This is a genomic window from Plantibacter sp. CFBP 8775 (assembly GCF_014839505.1).
Lineage (GTDB): Bacteria > Actinomycetota > Actinomycetes > Actinomycetales > Microbacteriaceae > Plantibacter > Plantibacter auratus.
In genome coordinates, this window is sequence record NZ_JACYNV010000002.1 from 1,383,944 (window position 1) to 1,402,217 (window position 18,274).

At 70.0% G+C, this 18,274-nt stretch carries 17 protein-coding genes; 10 read left to right on the top strand and 7 right to left on the bottom strand.

Features of this window, described 5'->3' with window-relative positions; genetic code table 11:
- Window positions 1-67 precede the first annotated feature (67 nt).
- The 5 genes from IFR14_RS18890 to IFR14_RS18910 form a co-directional block, all read right to left on the bottom strand.
- On the bottom strand, window positions 68-997 hold the full coding sequence (locus IFR14_RS18890; RefSeq protein WP_191941946.1) for a carbohydrate ABC transporter permease: 930 nt from the start codon (window positions 995-997) through the stop codon (window positions 68-70).
- The gene (locus tag IFR14_RS18895; protein WP_307783555.1) at window positions 990-1,934 is read right to left on the bottom strand and encodes a carbohydrate ABC transporter permease; all 945 of its coding nucleotides are present in this window, start codon (window positions 1,932-1,934) and stop codon (window positions 990-992) included. Before IFR14_RS18895 ends, IFR14_RS18890 begins: the two co-directional genes overlap by 8 nt.
- Window positions 1,931-3,265, bottom strand: coding sequence for an ABC transporter substrate-binding protein (locus IFR14_RS18900; protein WP_249407044.1), 1,335 nt, complete (start codon window positions 3,263-3,265; stop codon window positions 1,931-1,933). The genes IFR14_RS18895 and IFR14_RS18900 overlap by 4 nt, the downstream gene beginning before the upstream one ends.
- 23 nt (window positions 3,266-3,288) lie before the next feature.
- Window positions 3,289-4,521: a Gfo/Idh/MocA family oxidoreductase gene (locus tag IFR14_RS18905; protein WP_191941947.1), complete on the bottom strand. Its 1,233-nt coding sequence runs from the start codon at window positions 4,519-4,521 to the stop codon at window positions 3,289-3,291.
- 397 nt (window positions 4,522-4,918) lie between these two features.
- A complete protein-coding gene (locus IFR14_RS18910) occupies window positions 4,919-5,707 on the bottom strand; it encodes a DeoR/GlpR family DNA-binding transcription regulator (protein ID WP_079706484.1) in 789 nt (262 codons plus the stop codon).
- A gap of 175 nt (window positions 5,708-5,882) precedes the next feature.
- Here IFR14_RS18910 and IFR14_RS18915 point away from each other — a divergent pair, with 175 nt between their 5' ends.
- The 7 genes from IFR14_RS18915 to IFR14_RS18945 all read left to right on the top strand — a co-directional run bounded on the left by IFR14_RS18915 (window position 5,883) and on the right by IFR14_RS18945 (window position 12,995).
- Window positions 5,883-6,767, top strand: coding sequence for an SIS domain-containing protein (locus IFR14_RS18915; RefSeq protein WP_191941948.1), 885 nt, complete (start codon window positions 5,883-5,885; stop codon window positions 6,765-6,767).
- Entirely contained in the window at window positions 6,764-7,642 is an 879-nt protein-coding gene (locus IFR14_RS18920; protein ID WP_191941949.1) for an ROK family protein, read from the top strand. The genes IFR14_RS18915 and IFR14_RS18920 overlap by 4 nt, the downstream gene beginning before the upstream one ends.
- Entirely contained in the window at window positions 7,639-8,589 is a 951-nt protein-coding gene (locus IFR14_RS18925; protein WP_137244109.1) for a 1-phosphofructokinase family hexose kinase, read from the top strand. Before IFR14_RS18920 ends, IFR14_RS18925 begins: the two co-directional genes overlap by 4 nt.
- Window positions 8,586-9,425 (top strand): class II fructose-bisphosphate aldolase, encoded by an 840-nt coding sequence (locus tag IFR14_RS18930; RefSeq protein ID WP_137244110.1) that lies wholly within the window; start codon window positions 8,586-8,588, stop codon window positions 9,423-9,425. The genes IFR14_RS18925 and IFR14_RS18930 overlap by 4 nt, the downstream gene beginning before the upstream one ends.
- Window positions 9,426-9,996: 571 nt before the next feature.
- Window positions 9,997-10,167, top strand: coding sequence for a hypothetical protein (locus IFR14_RS18935; protein WP_153303529.1), 171 nt, complete (start codon window positions 9,997-9,999; stop codon window positions 10,165-10,167).
- A gap of 145 nt (window positions 10,168-10,312) precedes the next feature.
- On the top strand, window positions 10,313-11,893 hold the full coding sequence (locus IFR14_RS18940) for a cation:proton antiporter (RefSeq protein WP_137244111.1): 1,581 nt from the start codon (window positions 10,313-10,315) through the stop codon (window positions 11,891-11,893).
- A gap of 73 nt (window positions 11,894-11,966) precedes the next feature.
- Window positions 11,967-12,995, top strand: a complete 1,029-nt coding sequence (locus IFR14_RS18945; RefSeq protein ID WP_137244112.1) for a YdcF family protein — start codon at window positions 11,967-11,969, stop codon at window positions 12,993-12,995.
- Window positions 12,996-13,092: 97 nt separating this feature from the next.
- Here IFR14_RS18945 and IFR14_RS18950 read toward each other — a convergent pair whose 3' ends face one another.
- A complete protein-coding gene (locus IFR14_RS18950) occupies window positions 13,093-13,467 on the bottom strand; it encodes a hypothetical protein (RefSeq protein ID WP_137244113.1) in 375 nt (124 codons plus the stop codon).
- Window positions 13,468-13,593: 126 nt separating this feature from the next.
- Between IFR14_RS18950 and IFR14_RS18955 the strand changes: the two genes are divergently transcribed.
- Complete coding sequence (locus IFR14_RS18955; protein WP_137244114.1) at window positions 13,594-14,484, top strand: metal-dependent hydrolase; 891 nt, start codon at window positions 13,594-13,596, stop codon at window positions 14,482-14,484.
- A 26-nt stretch (window positions 14,485-14,510) separates the two neighbouring features.
- Here the strand turns inward: IFR14_RS18955 and IFR14_RS18960 are convergent, their stop codons facing one another.
- Complete coding sequence (locus IFR14_RS18960) at window positions 14,511-15,023, bottom strand: DUF4190 domain-containing protein (protein ID WP_137244115.1); 513 nt, start codon at window positions 15,021-15,023, stop codon at window positions 14,511-14,513.
- Window positions 15,024-15,203: 180 nt separating this feature from the next.
- Between IFR14_RS18960 and IFR14_RS18965 the strand changes: the two genes are divergently transcribed.
- The gene (locus IFR14_RS18965) at window positions 15,204-17,441 is read left to right on the top strand and encodes a HelD family protein (protein ID WP_137244116.1); all 2,238 of its coding nucleotides are present in this window, start codon (window positions 15,204-15,206) and stop codon (window positions 17,439-17,441) included.
- A 102-nt stretch (window positions 17,442-17,543) separates the two neighbouring features.
- Window positions 17,544-18,254 (top strand): endonuclease/exonuclease/phosphatase family protein, encoded by a 711-nt coding sequence (locus IFR14_RS18970; RefSeq protein ID WP_079706474.1) that lies wholly within the window; start codon window positions 17,544-17,546, stop codon window positions 18,252-18,254.
- The last annotated feature ends 20 nt before the right edge of the window (window positions 18,255-18,274 follow it).

Sequence of the window (18,274 nt, forward strand, 5' to 3'; positions counted from 1 at the left end):
CCGGTCCCGCCCTTCGACAGGCTCAGGAACCACCCTTCGACAAGCTCAGGGACCACTTGTCGAAGTGCTACTTCAGGCCGGAGAACGCCAGCCCGTCGATCACCCGTCGCTGGAGCACGATGAACAGGATGAGGACCGGTGCCATCGCGAGGATCGACGCGGCCATCATCACCGGGTAGTCCGTCGTCTTGTCGCTCGAGAGTGTCGCGAGACCGGCGGCGAGCGGCATCGAGTTGGCGTACGTGGAGACCACGAGCGGCCAGAGCAGTTCGTTCCACGACCACAGCACGGTCGTGATCGCGAGGACGCTGATGCTGGGCCTCGCGAGCGGCAGCATGATCTTCCAGAAGATCTGGAACGGCCCGGCGCCGTCGATCCGCGCCGCCTCCTCGAGCTCGGTCGGCAGGTTCAGGAACGCCGTCCGCATGAGGAAGGTGCCGAACGCGCTGAACAGGCCGGGTGCGACGATGCCGAGCGTGGTGTTCAGCCAGCCGAAGCCCTGCACGATCTGGTACTGCGAGATGAGGTACGCCTGCGACGGCACCATGAGGATCGACAGTGTCACGGCGAGCAGCACCGCGCGCCCGCGGAACCGCATCCGCGCGAACGCGTACCCCGCCATGGTGCAGAGGACGATCTGCGCGAGCGTCCTGATCACGGTGATGACGATCGACGTGCGCAGCTGATCGAGGAAGGGGAGGCGCTCGAACACCGCGGCGTAGTTCTGCCACTGCAGTTCGGCCGGCCAGAACGTGGGGACCACGCTCTGCACCTCCGCGTTCGTCGACAGCGACATGATGATCTGCCAGATGAACGGGAACGCCATGATGAGGCCACCGACGCCCAGCACGATGTGGGCGACGACGTGCGACCCGCGCCGCTGGCCGGGCCGACCGGCCTCGCGGCGTCGCGCGGACGCGGCGGAGGGGCGACCCGAACCCGGAACGGTGACGGCACGGGTGGTGAGCGGTGTTGTGGCCGTGAGTTGCTCAGTCATTGTTCACCCATCGTTTCTGGAGCCGGAACTGCAGGAGCGTGACGAGTCCGATGATCAGGAAGATCACGATCGCGATCGCCGCCGCGTACCCCTTGTCGTTCTGGACGAAGCCCTGGTCGTAGAAGAAGTAGACGAGCGACATGCTCTTCGGGAGCACCGGGTTGGTGCTGCCGAGGATCGCGTACAGCAGGTCGAAGAGCTGGAAGCTCGAGATGACCGTGATGATCGTGACGAAGAAGATGCTCGGGGTGAGCAGCGGCACCGTGATCGAGCGGAACTGCCGCCACCGGGTCGCGCCGTCGAGCTCCGCCGCCTCGTACAGCTCCGGTGCGATGTTCTTGAGCCCGGACGCCAGGATGATCATCGAGAAGCCGAGAGACGACCAGAGGCCGACGATCGCCACGGCGAACATCGCGGTGCCCGGCGTACTGATCCAGTAAGGGCCGTCGACACCGACGAGCGACAGCGTGTAGTTGAGGATGCCGAAGTCACCGTTGAAGATGATGCGCCAGACGATGGCCACGGCGGTCGGCATCGCGACGTACGGCAGGAAGAAGAGCACCCGGTAGAAGCTCGCGAACCGGAGCCCCGGGAGGTTCAACAGGCTCGCGAGGTAGACGGCGATCGGGATGCCGAGGAGCACCACCGCCGTGTAGATCAGCGTGTTGCCGAGGGAGGCGTAGAGCCGCGGGTCGGCGAACAGCCGGACGTAGTTCTCGATGCCCGTGAAGGTGGTGCCGCCGAACACGCCCCACTCGGTGAACGAGTAGTAGGCGGTCTGGACCATCGGCCAGATGAAGAAGACGCCGATGCCGGTGAGGAGCGGGAGGACGAAGACCCACGGCCAGGCACCGTCGCCGCGGGCGGCACCCCGCCGGGCCGCTCTCGGTGAGGAGAGCGGCGCCGACGGGGTGCGCAGCACGGTCTGACCGGTCACTTCTTGGCCAGCGCGGCGTTCATCTGCTCGGCGAGATCCTTCGCCACGTCGGCGACCGGCTTGTCGCCACTGAACGCGTCGGGCAGGAGCTCGACCTCGAGCGCGTTCCACGCGGCGGTGTTCTCAGACACCGGCAGTGGCATCGCGTAGTCGAGGGCGTCGAGGAAGACCTGCAGGTTCATCGTCGGGTAGGAGTCGACGAACGACTGCTGCGTGCCGGTGAACGCGGGGATGACGGCGCCGAGGTCGCCCTGCTGCTGCTGGGCCTCCTCGCTCGCCAGGAACACCTGCAGCGCCTGTGCGGCCTGCTTGTTCTTGCTCGCCGCCGCGACGACGTTCGAGACACCGTGGATGACCGTCGCCTGCTCCTCGCCGGTCGGCAGCGGGAAGGCCTGGGCGGTGGCGGCGACGTCGGACTCGCCGACGAGCGGACGCAGCCAGCTGCCACCCCAGTACATGGCGAGTTTGCCGGAGGTGAACCACTGGTCGGCCGGCGTGTCAGTCAGCTGTTGGATGCTGGGTGATGAGCCGTTCGCGATGAGGTCGGTCCAGAACTGGAGCCCTTCCTGGGCCTCGGGGCTGTCGTACTCGGACTCGGTCTGGTCGTCGTTGATGACCTCGCCGCCGGCCTGCAGGATCGTGTTGTAGTAGGTGGTCTGGCCGTCCATGCCGCCGGCAGCGCCGTAGACACCCTGATCCTTCAGCTTCGTCGAGATCTCCTGCGCGGCGGTGTCGAAGTCGTCCCAGGTCCAGCCGTCGGCGGGCAGCGCGACGCCGGCCTGCTCGAAGAGGGCCGTGTTGACCCAGACGCCGATCGTGTCGAAGTCCTTCGGCACGCCGTACTGGGTGTCGTCGAGCGAGTACAGCTCGTTCAGTGCCTCGGGGTAGTTCTTCGGGTCGATGTCGCCCGCCTTGACGGCGCCGGTGATCGGCTCGATCTTGCCGTTCGCCGCGTAGACCTGGAAGTTCGGGCCGTTCAACCAGAAGAGGTCGGGCAGGGTGTCGCTCGAGGCCTGCGTCTGGAGCTTCGACCAGTACGAGGCCCAGGGTGTGACGTTCACGTTGACGGTGATGTCGGGGTAGACCTTGTTGAAGGCCTCGATGTTGGCGTCGATCGCCTCGACCTGGGCCTGGTCCCAGACGCCGTAGGTGATCTCGGCCTTGAGGTCCTTCGGAGCGGCGGCGTACTCGCCACCGGTGGCGCCCCCGCCACCGGTGCTGCAGCCGGCGGTGAGCGCGGCGGCGGCGAGGAGGCCGATGCCGCTGAGGACGGCACGGCGGCGGTTGCGACCGCCGGGTGCGGTGTTGCGGTTCATGAACGGCGAAGGCATGACTGGAGTCCTTTCGAGGTGCGCTACCGGGCGGCGGCGTCGAGGGAGTGCGGTGCGGTGCTGGCGGTGAGGGAGGAGAAGTACTCGACGAGTGCGGGGTCGAGTGGCGGGACGTCGAGCGGGATCGAACCGTTGCGGAGCGAGTGGGCGGCGAGGGCACCGGCGGCGACGGCCTGGCGTGCGGCGACCGGCGACAACGTGGTGGGGGTGCCGTCGGCGACGAAGGCGAGGAACTCGTTCATCGTGTCGAGGTCGGCGTCGGCATGGCCCTCCTCGACGCCCGCGATCGGGTACTCGACGTCGCCCTCGGTGCTCCAGGTGCGACGACGGTTCCACACCTTGACGGTGCCACCTGCGGTGTCGCCGATGTTCTCGAGCCGACCGTGCGTCCCGATGACGGTGTAGTTCCGCCAGTAGTCGGGCGTGAAGTGGCACTGCTCGTAGCTGGCGGTGATCCCGTGCTCGAGGGTCATGAGCATCATCGAGACGTCCTCGACGTCGACCACGGGGTTCAGGCCGCGCTGCGCCTCGGGCGGCCAGTTGTCGTAGGAGAACCAGTCGGCCATGGTCTGGCCGCTGCGGTCCTCGTGATCGTCGACGTCGCCGTAGACCGCGAGGTCGCCCATCGCGACGACGCGCTGCGTGTACGCGCCGGCGAGGAAGTGGACGACGTCGATGTCGTGGCTCGCCTTCTGCAGGAGCAGGGTGTTCACGCGCGAGCGGTCGGCGTGCCAGTCCTTGAAGTAGTAGTCGCCGCCGTTGCCGACGAAGTGACGCACCCAGACGGACTTGACCGCGCCGATCTCGCCGCGCTCGATGACCTCGTGCATGAGCCGGACGACGGCCGCATGGCGGAAGTTGTGCCCGACGTAGAGCGGCGTCCGCGACTCGTAGGCGGCCTGGAGGACCGCGTCGGCGTCGTCGAGCGTGATCGCGAGCGGCTTCTCGAGGTAGACGGCGATGCCGGCGCGCAGCAGGTCGACCGCGATCTCCTTGTGGGTCCAGTCGGGCGTCGTCACGATCGCCGCGTCGACACCGCCCTGCGCGATGAGCGCCTCGTGGGAGTCGAACACCTCGATGTCGTCGCCGAACAGCTGCCGTGCCCGACCGCGACCGATCTCGTTGGTGTCGACCGCAGCGACGACCGATGCGGACGTGGGGCTCGTGGCGACGTGTTCGGCGATGTAGGCCCGCTGGCCGGTGCCGATGACGGCGACCCGGAGGCCTTCGGGGGTGGTGGCTGGTGCAGTGCTCACTCGATCACATCCGCTTCCTTGCGTGAAGTTGATTCATATGATGCCAAAACGATCATGAAATGACAATAGGCGATCACAGCGCTGACGCAAGTGCGGAGCGGCCGATGTGGAGAGGTTTTACCGCGCGGAAACATGGGGAGCGGGGTCGCACTTCGACAGGCTCAGTGACCGGGAGGGCGGCTCAGTGACCGGGAGGGCGGCTCAGTGACCGGAAGGGCGGGTCAGCGGCCGAGAGGAGGGGTCAACGAGCGGGAGGGTGCGGCACTTCGACAGGCTCAGTGACCGGAACGCGGCTCAGTGACCGGAAAGCGGCTCAGTGACCGGAAAGCGGCTCAGTGACCGGGAAGGGCCGCTCAGCGACCGGGAGGGGGCGGCTCAGCGTCCGGAAGGAGAGGACTCAGGCGGCGATGATGAGCTCGACGCCGGCCGCGGCCAGGGCGTCGGCAAGCGTCGGATCCACCGGCTGGTCGGTGACGAGCACGTCGATGCGGTCGAGCGGGCAGATGCGGGCGAAGGTCGCCTTCGTCATCTTGGTGCTGTCGGCGACCACGATGACCCGCTTCGCGACCTTGACGAACTCCTGGCTCACCGAGGCCTCACCCTCGTGGAGGGTGGTGGCGCCGAACTGCGCGCTCAGGCCGTCGACGCCCAGGATCGCGACGTCGAGGGCGATCTCGGCGAGCGCCCCCGCGACGAGCGATCCCACGAGTTCATAGGACTGGCGTCGTGCGACGCCACCCGTCACGACGATCTTCACGTGCGAGCGCACGGACAGTTCGAAGGCGATGTTGAGCGCGTTCGTCACGATCGTGACCGAGGCGTCGCCGTCCGAACGGACGAGGTGCTCGCTCCGCCCGATCACGCGCGCGACCTCACTCGTGGTGGTACCGCCGTTGAGTCCGACGGCGTCGCCGACGTTGATCAGGGCGGCCGTGGCCTTCGCGATGGCCATCTTGGCGTCGGCCTGGCGGGCGATCTTGTACTGCAGCGGCAGCTCGTAGCCGGTGCCGAGGGCGGCGGCACCGCCGTGGGTCCGCGTGACGAGTCGCTGTTCGGCGAGCGCCGTCAGGTCGCGACGAGCGGTGGCCGCGGAGATGCCGAGCGCTTCGCCGATCTCGGCGATCGTCACGTTGCCGCGTTCGCTCACGAGCTCGAGCAGGGCGTTGAGTCGCTGTTGCTGCGTCATCTGTCCTGCTTTTCCGGTCGGGTCGGGCGTACTGTGACCATCATATGGGCGCTCAGCCAGCGCCTGTCTGATTGATTCTGACGATTTGCACTGGTATCGATCAGATTCGATCCGCTATGGTTGCGGCAACGTATCGCCACGCTGCGATCGCGTCCCCTCACGTGAAAGGCACGTCATGCCCGAGACCTTCGTCGCCGCCGAACTGGCGTCGCAGCCCGAATCCTGGCGCACCGCCGCCGCCCTCGTGCCGGAGGCCGCCGCCGTACTGCCGCAGCCAGGTGAGCGCGTCGCGGTGGTCGGGTGCGGCACCAGCTGGTTCATCGCGATGAGCTACGCCGTGCTGCGCGAACAGGCGGGGCTCGGCATCACGGACGCGTTCGCGGGCTCGGAGTTCCCCGGCATCCGCGACTACGACCGTATCGTCGCCATCTCACGCTCCGGCACGACCACGGAGATCGTGCACCTGCTGGAGGCGGTGGGCGACTCGGTCACCACCGTCCTCATCACCGCGGTCGACGACTCCCCCGCGACCGTTCCGGCGGCACACGTCATCGCCCTCCCCTTCGCCGACGAGCGTTCCGTGGTCCAGACCCGCTTCGCCACGACGACGCTCGCGCTCCTCCGCGGCTCGCTCGGCCACGACGTCGAGGCACTCGCCGTGGAAGCCGAGCGGGCGCTGCAGATCCCGATCGACGAGTACCTCGCCGCCGACCAGGTCTCCTTCATCGGACTCGGGCACGCCGTGGGCCTCACCTTCGAGGCCGCGCTCAAGACCCGGGAGGCGGCACAGTTCTGGGCGGAGTCCTACCCCGCCATGGACTACCGCCACGGTCCTATCGCGATCGCGCAGCCCGGCCGACTCGTCTGGTCCCTCGGCCCGACGCCCGTCGGCCTGCCGGAGGACGTCGCGGCCACCGGAGCGACCTTCGTGCAGCACGACCTCGACCCCATCGCCGGGCTCGTCGTCGCCCAGCGCTTCGCGGTCGCGTTGGCTGAGGCCCGCGGCCTCGACGCCGACCACCCCCGTTCGCTCACGCGCTCCGTCATCCTGACGCCGTGACCGAGCGGGCGGTCCTCGGCATCGACGTCGGCGGGACCGGGATCAAAGCCGCATTGACGGATGCCGACGGCACGGTCCTCGGGCGCTGGCGCGAGGCGACGCCTTCGGGCGACACCTCGGGTGTCCTGACTCTCGACATCGTCCTCGGACTCGTCGGCGCCGCCAGCCGCGTCGCAGCCCCAGCGGCCGTCGGGGTGGTCGTGCCCGGCGTCGTCGACGAGCAGCACGGCGTCTGCATCCACGCGGTCAACCTCGGTTGGCGCGACCTCGCCTTCCCCGAGCTCCTCCGTCCCGCGCTCGAGGTGCCGCTCGCCTTCGGGCAGGACGTCCGCGCCGGGGCGCTGGCGGAGGCGGTCTCGGGCGCTGCAGCCGACGTCACGGGCACGATCGCGTTCGTACCGGTCGGAACCGGTCTGGCCTCGGCGCTCGTCATCGACGGCATCCCCTTCGCCGGCGGCGGCTGGGCCGGCGAGATCGGCCAGCGCGTGATCCAGGACGGCCCGCACCGCGGGCTCCGGGTCGAGGAACTCGCCTCGGCGGGCGGCATCGCACGACGCGCGGGCACCCGCGACGCGAAGACCGTCGCCGACGCCGTCGCCAGCGGTGACGCCGCCGCCATCGTCATCTGGAACGACGCCGTCGATGCACTCGCCGAGGCCCTCGCCGGCATCACCGTCGTCGCCGCACCCACCGCCATCGTGATCGGCGGTGGGCTCGCCCTCGCCGGAGCCGCCCTCTTCGAGCCACTCGAGCACGGACTCCGCGAGCGCCTCGACGTCGTCCGTGTCCCGCAGCTCCTGCCCGCTCGTCACGGCGACGAGGCGGCCACGGTCGGTGCGGGGATCCTCGCTCGCCGACTGGTGACAGCCCGATGACGACCACCCCCGCACCGCGTCGCGTCGTGGTCGTCACGCCGAACCCGGCCGTCGACATCACCTACACGGTCGCCGAGCAGCAGCTCGGGGTCACGCAACGCGTCCAGTCCGTCGTGCGTCGTGCCGGCGGGAAGGGCGTGAACGTCGCCCGCGTCCTCGAGTCGCTCAGCGTCCCGACTCTGCAGGTGCTCCCCCTCGGTGGCGCCTCCGGCACCTGGCTCGCGGACGCCCTCACGGCCGACGACCTCCCCACCCGGGTCGTGGAGCTCCGCGCCGAGACACGCTCGACGGTCGCGGTCGTCGACGGCGTCCAGCATCCGACCCTCTTCGCCGAAGCCGGTCCGGTCGTGACGCCCGAGGAGTGGACCACCCTGACGACCGAGCTCCGACGCGCCCTCCACGACGCGAGCGCACTCGTCATCTCGGGCTCGCTCCCGCCGGCCGCGCCCGACACCGTCGTCGAAGCCCTCGTCCGAACCGGGCACGACGCCGGCGTCCCGGTGATCGTCGACGTCAGCGGCACGGCGCTCCTCGCCGCGGCCCGCGCCGGTGCGACGATCCTCAAACCCAACCTCGACGAGGCCCTCGAGGCGACGGGCGCCGCCGACCTGGCATCGGCTCGCGCGGCACTCCTCGCGCTCGGGGCCCGCGCGGTCGTCATCTCCCGTGGGGCCGACGGCCTCACCGCCGGAGACGCCGATGGTGCCCACGAGGTCCCGGCCGTCCCCGGCGTCAGCGGCAACCCGACCGGCGCCGGCGATGCCGCCACGGCCGGCCTGGTCGCAGCACTCCGCGCGGGAGCCACACTTCCCGAGGCACTCCGCACGGCGGCGGCCGCAGGCGCGGCGGCCGTGCTCGAACCGATCGCCGGCGCGATCGACCTCGCCGCCTTCCACCGATTCCTCGACGCACCCGACGCACCCGACCCCATTGGAGCAACCGAATGACCACCGCCCTCGACTTCACCACGCTCCTCGCCAACGCCTCGTCCTCGAACGCCGGCATCGCGGCGTGCAACGTGGTCCTCCTCGAGCACGCGGAGGCGATCGTCGCCGGCGCCGAGGAGGCCGGGCTGCCGGTCATCCTGCAGATCAGCGAGAACTGCGTGCGGTACCACGGGTCGCTCGCCCCCATCACACTCGCCTCGCTGGCCATCGCCCGTGCAGCGACGGTCCCGGTCCTCGTCCACCTCGACCACGTGGAGTCGGCCGAGCTCGTGCGCGAGGGTGTCGAGCTCGGCGTGGACAGCGTCATGTACGACGCCTCGACCCTGCCGTACGACGAGAACGTCCGCGCGACGAAGGAGATCGTGGACTTCTGCCACGCGCGCGGCGTGGCCGTCGAAGCGGAGCTCGGCGAGGTCGGCGGGAAGGACGGCGTCCACGCTCCGGGCGCACGCACGGTGCCCGCAGAGGCCGTCGCGTTCGTCGCTGCGACCGGCGTCGACGCCCTGGCCGTGGCCGTCGGCACCTCGCACGCGATGACGAGCCGGGAGGCCGCCGTCGACCACGCGCTGATCGCACAGCTCCGCCGCGAGGTGCCCGTCCCGCTCGTGCTGCACGGTTCCTCCGGGCTCCCCGACGACGAGCTCCGCGCGGCGGTCCGTTCCGGGATGACGAAGATCAACCTCTCGACGCACCTCAACGGCTTGTTCACCCGGGCGGTGCGCGACGTCCTCGACGAGCAGCCGAAGCTCGTCGACCCCCGCACCTACGTGCGGGCCGGGCGCAGCGCGGTCGCGGCCGAGACCGCGCGGATCCTGCGCCTCCTTGCGACGGACTGAGCACTCCCAGCAATCCCACAGCAACACGCAACGCTGAGCTGTTAATATATATTGTGTTGGAGTTCTTCCAACGCCTCCACCGGTAACCGATCGTCCCCCGCGATCACCCTCCGGCCTCCCGAGCCCGATATCCCTTCGGGTGCGCGGGAGATACGGCCACCCCTCCCCTAGGTGCGGTGGCCCGAAGCTCTGCGACACCGCCGGTCGATGCTCGGGTCCAACCTCGGGCATCGACCCGCGCAAGCACTGACGCCAGGCATTCCCAGGTCGTTCTCAGCTTGGTCGCGTACGTTTGTTCCTCGAGTGCCGATGTCACAACCGGCTTCCGTGTGCAGAGTCCACACCTCCACGGATACGCCGATGCTCCCGACACGACACCACCAGCCGTCATCCAGAACGGCGAAGAACGATCCACCGGACGGCCCCAGCCGACCAGCGCAGCCGAATCTCGGCGCAGCTGCATACCGGACGGTCTCGTCGCTCCATCCATGCGACCTGCACCGATCGTCATCGCATTCCCCCTCTGGAACCGGCCCATCCATCATCCGTAACACCAGAATCGAGAACCACCATGTCCATCACTCAGACTCGGACCCCAGCGTCCTCCAACCGTTCCGCGGGCACCGCCGTCCACGGCCGCGGTCACTCCACCGAGAAGCTCACCTACCGCTTCGGTCTCCGCACCCGGGAGACCGGTGCGGAGCAGCGCGGCTCCAGCAGTGCGGCCAACCGCCGCGGCTGAGCCGCCTCACCGCTCCAATCGACGCCCCCGCACGGCTTGACCGTGCGGGGGCGTCGTGCGTCCAGAACCGGCGCCGATCCCGGCCGCTCCGGAGTTCGGACGATCGTACGGACGACCACGGCGTCCCAGGTGGGAGAATCCCCACATGGATCCCGTCGCGCTCATCTCGTGGATCGTCGTGTTCGTCGTCGTCACCGTCATCGTCTCCGGCCTGTCCGGCCGAGCGGGCGTCTCCGCCCCGGTGGCCCTGGTGCTCGTCGGCGGCGTCGCGTCGTTCATCCCCGCCGTCCCGACCGTCGAGATCGAACCCGACCTGATCCTCTACGGACTATTGCCGCCGCTGCTCTTCGCGTCGGCGATCCGGATCTCCCTCATCGACATCCGTGCCCGTAACGACGGCATCATCCTGCTCTCGGTGGGAGCGGTCGCGTTCACCGTCGTGTCGGTCGGGTTCGCCAGCTGGCTCCTCATCCCGTCGATCACCCTCGCGGCGGCGTTCGCGTTCGCAGCGGTCATCGCGCCGACCGACGCCGTCGCCGTGAGCGCGATCGCCGGACGACTCGGGCTCCCCCGCCGCGTGCTGACGATCCTCGAGGGCGAGAGCCTGCTCAACGACGCCACCGCACTCGTGGCACTCAACGCCTCGATCCTCGCCATCACGAGCGTCGTCAACCCGGTCATGATCGCCGGCGAGTTCGTCATCGAGGTCGTCGCCGGTGCCGGCGTCGGTCTCGCGGTCGGCTGGGTGCTGTCCGAGGTCCGCCGACGCCTGCGCGCCCCAGTCCTCGACACCTGCCTCTCCCTCATCACCCCGTTCCTCGCGTTCCTCCTGGCGCAGGCGATCCACGGTTCGGGCGTCCTCGCGGTGGTCACCGCCGGGCTGCTGCTCGGCTACCGGGCGCCCATCGTGCAGTCAGCCGAGGCGCGCATCGCCGAGTCGCTCAACTGGCGCACCATCCAGTTCCTCCTCGAGAACGCCGTCTTCCTGTTCATCGGGCTCAACCTGGCCGGCATCCTCGAGGGGGCGATCCAGACCGGTCCGGGGCTCTGGCCGACCGTGTTCATCAGTGTCGGGGTCCTCGCGGCGCTCATCGTCTCGCGGTTCGTGTGGGAGATGACGGTCACGGCGATCTACCGGCTCGGGCCGAGACGGCTCCGTGAGCGGAGCTGGTCGTGGGGCAACGGGATAGCCGTCTCCGCAGCGGGCGTCCGTGGCGTGGTGACCCTGGCGGCCGTGTTCCTGCTGCCCGAGGACACCCCGTCGCGCGAGTTCCTGCAGTTCCTGGCGTTCGTCGTCGTGGTCGGCACGCTCCTCTCGGGGCTCGCGCTCCCCCGGATCATCCGCGCGCTGCACCTCCCGCCGCCGAACCACAGCCAGGAGCGCGTCGAACAACTGATGCTCATGGCGGAGGTCCAGACAGCCGGCCTGGACCGCCTCGACGAGCTGACGACCGAGGCGGATGAGGAGCAGGTGCTCAACCGTCTGCGGACCAATGCGAGCTTCGTGGCCAACGCCCTCGAGCAGTACACGGGTGACGGCTCCGAACTCCGCACGGTCGCGTTCGCCCGACTCCGCCGCCAGATGATCGCGGCGGAACGCGAGGCGCTCCTCTCGGCGCGCGCCGAGGGTCGCTACCAGGAACCGGCGGTCGCCGCGGTCCTGGCGGCGATCGACGCCGAGGAGGCGACACTCAAGGCGATGACGCCGAAGCCGCCGCGGTCATAGCACCCCGGACGGTCTGCCCGCACGCCCCATCCGCACGACCGGTGCAGGACGATCGGTCGGGCAGGATGAGGGCATGATCATGTTGTTCCCGGCCGCCGTCTTCGCGGTGCTCTACGTCGCGAGTCGACGCCGCGACGCCCGCCGCCTGCGCAACGGGGTCTTCCTGGTCTCCGCGATCGCCTGCGGGCTGGTGGCGCTCCTCTCGGAGGCGTCCCGCACGACGCCGTTCACCGTCATCCTCGCCGCGTTCGGCACGGTCCTGCTGGTGGGCGTGCTCGGGGTCCTCCTCATCGGCAACGGCATCACGATGCTCCGGCTCGAAGGACGCAGCCTGGGCAACCTGCTCTCGCTGTTCGCCGGCGTCGCGATCCTCGTCCTGCCCGTGCTGGCCGTGCTGCTCGTCCTCGGAGCGCACCCGCAGTCCCTGCCCTCCTGGCTGACGATCGTCCTCGTCGCCCTGGGTCTCCTGCTCGGGTTCGCGTGCTTCTACGCGGCGGCGACGTTCGCGGCCTTCGGCGTGTACTCACTCGTCTACAGCCGCTACCGCCACACGCGGACGCCCGACGCCCTCGTCGTCCTCGGCTCCGGCCTCATCCACGGCGAGGTCCCGCCGTTGCTGCGCAGTCGCCTGGACCTGGCGCTCCGCATCTACCGGGCCGCCTCACCGGGGACGACGCGGCCGATCCTGATCCCATCCGGCGGACAGGGCGACGACGAACCCCGCCCGGAGGGCACGGCCATGGCCGAGTACCTCGTCGCGAACGGCGCGGACCCGTCCGACGTGCTCCCCGAGACCACGTCCACGAACACGCGCGAGAACCTGTTGCTCTCACGAGACCTGCAGCAGTCGGCCGGGCGGAACGGTGAGACGATCGTGGTGACGAACAACTACCACGTCCTCCGAGCGGCGCTCCTCGCACGTTCGATCGGGAGCGACGCGCAGGTGATCGGCTCCCCGACGGCCGCCTACTACGTGCCGAGCGCGTTCCTCCGCGAGTACGTCGCCATTATGGTCGAGCACCGTCTGCTCAATGCGCTGGCGATCGCAGGCGTCGCGGGCCTGATCGCCCTCGCGGTGGTCTGGTCGCTCCTGCCGATCTGAGCCGCCCTCCCACCCGAGGACGACGACGCCCGCAGCGCACGACGGGCCGTCCTCCGAATGGAACGGAGGACGGCCCGTCGGTCGCGTGATGCCCGACTCAGTCGGGTGCGGTGTCGTAGACCTCGCGGGCGTCGTCGGTGGCCTCGGAGGCCGGCCCGGAGTCGGGCTGGTGATCGGTCGAGCCGTCGGCGTCGCCACCGTCACCCTCGGCCAGCGGCGCGTCGAGTTCGGTCGAGGGCTCCGGCGTCTCGACGGCCTCCTCGGTCGCCTGCTCCTCATCGGGAGCCGCGTCTTCCGAGCCGGTGCCGTCGACGGTCTGACTCGACCCGTCCGAGCCCGGTCCGGCGGTCGTCTGGTCGGAGCTCACGAGCGCTGCGGTGTCGATGTCGGCACCCTCCCAGGCTTCCTGGTCCGCTCCGGCCGCACCGGTCGCGAGGTCGTCGCTTGAACGCTGGTCCTGCTGATCCGTCATGATGCACTCCTCTCCGCGGAACGCGTCGCGCTCCGTGTCCTCGGACTCTACGACGTGATCCTCCACGGTCTCCCGGGGTTGACAGCCGCCGACGGGCGTCCGGGCCGGTCGCGATAGCGTGGGGACATGAGCCTCCCCGTCACGGACACGCGCGTCACCTATCCCACCGGAGCCCTCGTCTCGACGGGCACGGTACTGCACGTCGAATCCGCTGGCGACCACCTCGCCGTCGTGCTCGACGAGACGGCCTGCCACCCGGTCGACGCAGCATGGCCCGACCAGCCCGCCGACACGGCGACCATCACCTTCGGTGCGGGCACGAGCGCCGTGGAGGTCGCCGTGACCGACTGCGTCGTCGCCGCGAGCGACGGCACCCGGCTGTACCTCGGCGCCGACATCCCCGTGAAGAAGGGCACCGAGGGGTGGGCCTTCCTCGTCGCCCACCTGGTCTCCACCGAGGCGGCCCGGAGCGCCGTCGAGGGCGCGACGGCCCGCATCGAGGTGGACGCGTCCACCCGGCACGCGCTCTCCGCCGGGCACACCGGGTGCCACCTCGCATCACTCGCCTTGAACGCCGCGCTCGCCGACGCCTGGCGCAAGGAGGTCGTCCCCGATGCTCTCGGGGCCCCCGATTTCGACGCGCTCGCCTGCGAGTCGTCGCGGATCGCTCCGGACGCGTCGACCGATCGTTACCGCATCGGCAAGTCGCTCCGGCGGAAGGGGTTCGACCCGGCCGCCCTCGACGACCTCGACGCGCTCGAGTCACGCATCCGGAACACGCTCGACGGTTGGTTGGACAGCGGCGCCGCCGTCCGGATCGATCGCGAGGGCGAGCTGCTCACCGATCGGCGCAGCTGGCACTGCGAGTTGCCGGGCGGCCCGGCGGTCATCGCCTGCGGCGGCACCCACGCGGCGTCGCTGAGCGAGTTCTCGAGTATCGCCGTCTGGCTGGAACGCGAAGAGGTCGACGGTGCCGTAGTGCTGTCGATGGTCAGCACGGTCGTCCCGGCCGGCTGACCGATGGCTCGGCGGCTGACCGGCGGCTAAGCGGCGATGCCCGTGGAGGCCGCGCCGCCGACGCCGGCGAGTAGACCGCCGATGACGAACACCCAGAGCAGCACGAGTGCCGCCCAGACGAGCAGGAACAGCCCGTTGAGCACGACGCCCGTGATGGCCATCGCGCGACCGGCGGGCTCGCGGCGGAGCCCCATGAGGCCGAGGACGAATCCGACGACCGGGAGCACAAAGGTGAACCCGAAGAACAGCGACACCAGGCCGATGACCATGCTGGAGATGCTGAGCCCCTTCGGCGGCGATGCCGGGTAGGGGTAGGGCGCGGGGTACACGGGCGCATACGGCTGCGCGTACGGCTGCATGGCGTACTGCGGCGGGTAGGGCTGCTGCGGCGGGTAGGGCGCCTGCTGGGCGTACGGCTGCACCCCGTACTGCTGCGGCTGGAGCTGCTGTTGCGGGTACGGCTGCGGCGGAACCGACTGCTGCGAGTGCGCCTGCTGCGGCGCAAGGGGCTGCGGCTTCGATCCGTCCGGTGTGCTCATGCCCGTCAGCCTATCGACCAGCCCGCGCTCGGTGCCCGACCCCGCGCCCCGACGGCAGCCTCCAGGTCTCTGGGAGCTCACGCTCAAGGGCGGTGAGGGGCCCGGAAAGCGACTACCGTATTCGTGCGGTCCTCGCAGTGAACCCGGAACACGGACCGCGCCACACCCAGAAGGAGCACCGTGCAGAACGACGCGATCGCCGAGGAACAGGACCATCTCGATCGGCTGCACGACGTGATCCGGTCGCAGTCGGACCTCGAGGAACGACGCTCCGAACTCGCCCTCCGCGCCTTCGACGGCGACGACGACTCGAGCTTCTCGGAACGCGATGCCCTGGTCGCCCACCACCGCCAGCGGATGGTCGAGCTGCGTTCGTCCAGCTTCGGACTCCTCTTCGGTCTCCTCGAACGCGAGACCGACGAACGGCACCACATCGGGCGCATCGGTCTGCGCGACCCGGAGAGCGGCGACCAGCTCCTGTTGGACTGGCGCGCACCGGCCTCGCGCCCGTTCTACACCGCGACGCCACTCCGCCCCGAAGGCCTCCGCCTCCGCCGCCGCATCGGCACGGCCGGTCGCCGCGTCACGGAAGTGCACGACGAGGTCCTCGACACGACCATGCTCAGCGACGACGAGCCGAGCGGCATCGGCGAGTCGGGTGCGCTGCTGGCGGCCCTCGGTCGCGCCCGGACCAAGCACATGGCGGACATCGTCGACACCATCCAGGCCGAGCAGGACGCGATCATCCGGGCACCCCTTCCCGGCACACTCCTCGTCCAGGGCGGTCCGGGCACCGGGAAGACCGCCGTCGCGCTCCACCGCGCCGCATACCTCCTGTACGAGCACCGCGAGCGGCTCATGCGCAGTGTCGTGCTCATCGTCGGGCCGAACTCGACCTTCCTCGACTACATCAGCCGCGTGCTGCCGTCGCTCGGCGAGACCGCCGTCGTCCTCGTCACACCGGCGACCCTCGTGCCCGGACTCGACGCACACGCGGAGGACTCGCTCGAGGCCGCCGAACTCAAGGGTCGGCTGCGGATGGCCGACGTCGTCGCCCGGGCCGTCCGTGAGCGCCAAGTGCCGCTCAACGAGCCGGTCACGATCCGCATCGCCGGTGACGGCCCGCTCCGCGTCACGCCGGGCGTCCTGCGGCGGATCAAGGCCGGGATCGAGCGCTCGGGCACCCCGCACAACGAGGCGAAGCTGCGGTTCGACCGCGCCGTGCTGACGCATCTCATCGGGCTCGAGGCGAAGCGCGACGGCTTCGAACCCCGCACGGGCGAGGACGCCGACGAGCGTCGACAGGAGCTGAGCGAGGAGCCCGAGGTCGAGGAGCTGCTCGACACGATGTGGCCGATCCTCGAACCGGCCGAGATCATCGACCGTCTCTTCACCGACCACGAACTGCTGGCTCGTGTCGCGCCCGACCACACCGAGGAGGAGCGTCGCCTGCTGCTCCGCGAACCCGTCGCCGGAACGGACGGCGCAGGTGAGACCGACTGGGCCGCCCGGCTCACGCCCGGCGACATCGCCCTCGTCGACGAGGCCGCCGAGCTCATCGGCGAGGACCAGCGCCCCGAGCTGGAACGGCAGCGCCGCGCCGCTTACGAGCGCCGGCACGACGTCGAGTACGCGCGCAGTGTGCTCGAGATGATCGGTGACATCAGCATCGACGACGAGGCCCAGGACGACGACTACCTCCGCTCCGCCCAGGACCTCGCCGACCGCCAGACCGTGGAGGACGACCGCAGCCCCGCTGAACGCGCCGCGAGCGACCGCACCTGGGTCTACGGGCACGTCATCATCGACGAGGCGCAGGAGCTCACCCCCATGCTGCTTCGGGCCGTCCTGCGGCGCGGCCCCAACCGCTCGATGACCCTCGTCGGCGACATCAACCAGCAGAGCACCTCCGCCACCCGCTCCAGCTGGCAGGAGCTGCTCGGCCCCCAGCTCCCGCGCTGGACGCAGGAGCTGCTCACCGTCAACTACCGGACGCCCGAGCAGATCATGGCGCTCGCCGATCCCGTCCGGCTCGAACTCGACCCGGACTCCCCGGCGCCCGTGTCGATCCGACGCGGCGAGGAGGAGCCCGTGCAGCTCACGGTCGAACCCGCCGCGCTGGCCCCGGCCGCGGTCCGCGCCGCCGTCGACGCGATCACCGCACACCCCGGCATCGCGGGCATCATCGCACCGCGCTCGCTCCTGGCGGAGATCGACGCCCTCCTCGCCGACGCCGGAGCCGATCGCGCCCGGGTATGGACCGGCACCGCGCGGGAGAGCAAGGGCCTCGAGTTCGACAGCGTCGTCCTCGTGCAGCCCGACGCGCTCGGCGGAACGGGCCACGCGGCCCTGTCACTCCGGTACGTCGCGCTCACCCGTGCCACCCAACGGCTCACGGTCGTCGACTCGTCGAGCTGACCGTGGGCAACCGGCGACGCACCGTCGTCCGGACCCCTCCAGAGCACCGGGCGACGGGAAGGACCGTAGGCTTGGGCTCTGCCAACAGAATGTGAGGCTGGGATGAAGGTCATCAGCTACAACCTCCGGAAGAACAAGGCCAGCGGCGAGCTCGTCGCGCTCACCGAAGAGTTCGGCCCCGACGTCCTCGCGTTGCAGGAGGCCGACACCCTGCAGCTGCCCGCCGAGCTCGGCGGCCTGCACCTCGCCGACAGCACCCACCGCAACCGGCTCGGCCTCGCGATCTACTACCGCCGCGACCGGTTCACCGCCGAGTCGACGCAGACGTTCGCGCTGAAGAAGTCGCTGCACGACATGGTGCTCGCGCCGGCGCACGAGCGCCTCATCGGCACCCGCCTCACCGACGTCGAGGCCGGGCGCGAACTCATCGTCGCCTCGTTCCACGCGGCCCCGCTCACCGCGCTCAACTCACTGCGTCGGCACCAGATCAAGGCCGCGCACGAGCAGCTGCACGCGATGGGCGACGTCCCGACGCTCATGGTCGGCGACTACAACTACCCGCTCTTCCAGAAGGGCCTCGGCACCAAGATGCAGGAGAGCGGCTACGACCTGAGCCTCAGCGACCGCAGCACCTACACCCGCTACAAGATGTTCCGTGGGCACTTCGACTTCGCGACGTCCGTGGGCCTGAAGATCGACCGGGTGCAGACGCTTCGCCGCGGTATCTCGGACCACCTGCCGATCCTCGTGGACGCCAGCTACGGCTTCGCCGTGCCCGAGGACGACGACGCGCCGGAGTCCGCCGCCCGCTGACCCGGTCGCCTGCCCCTGCG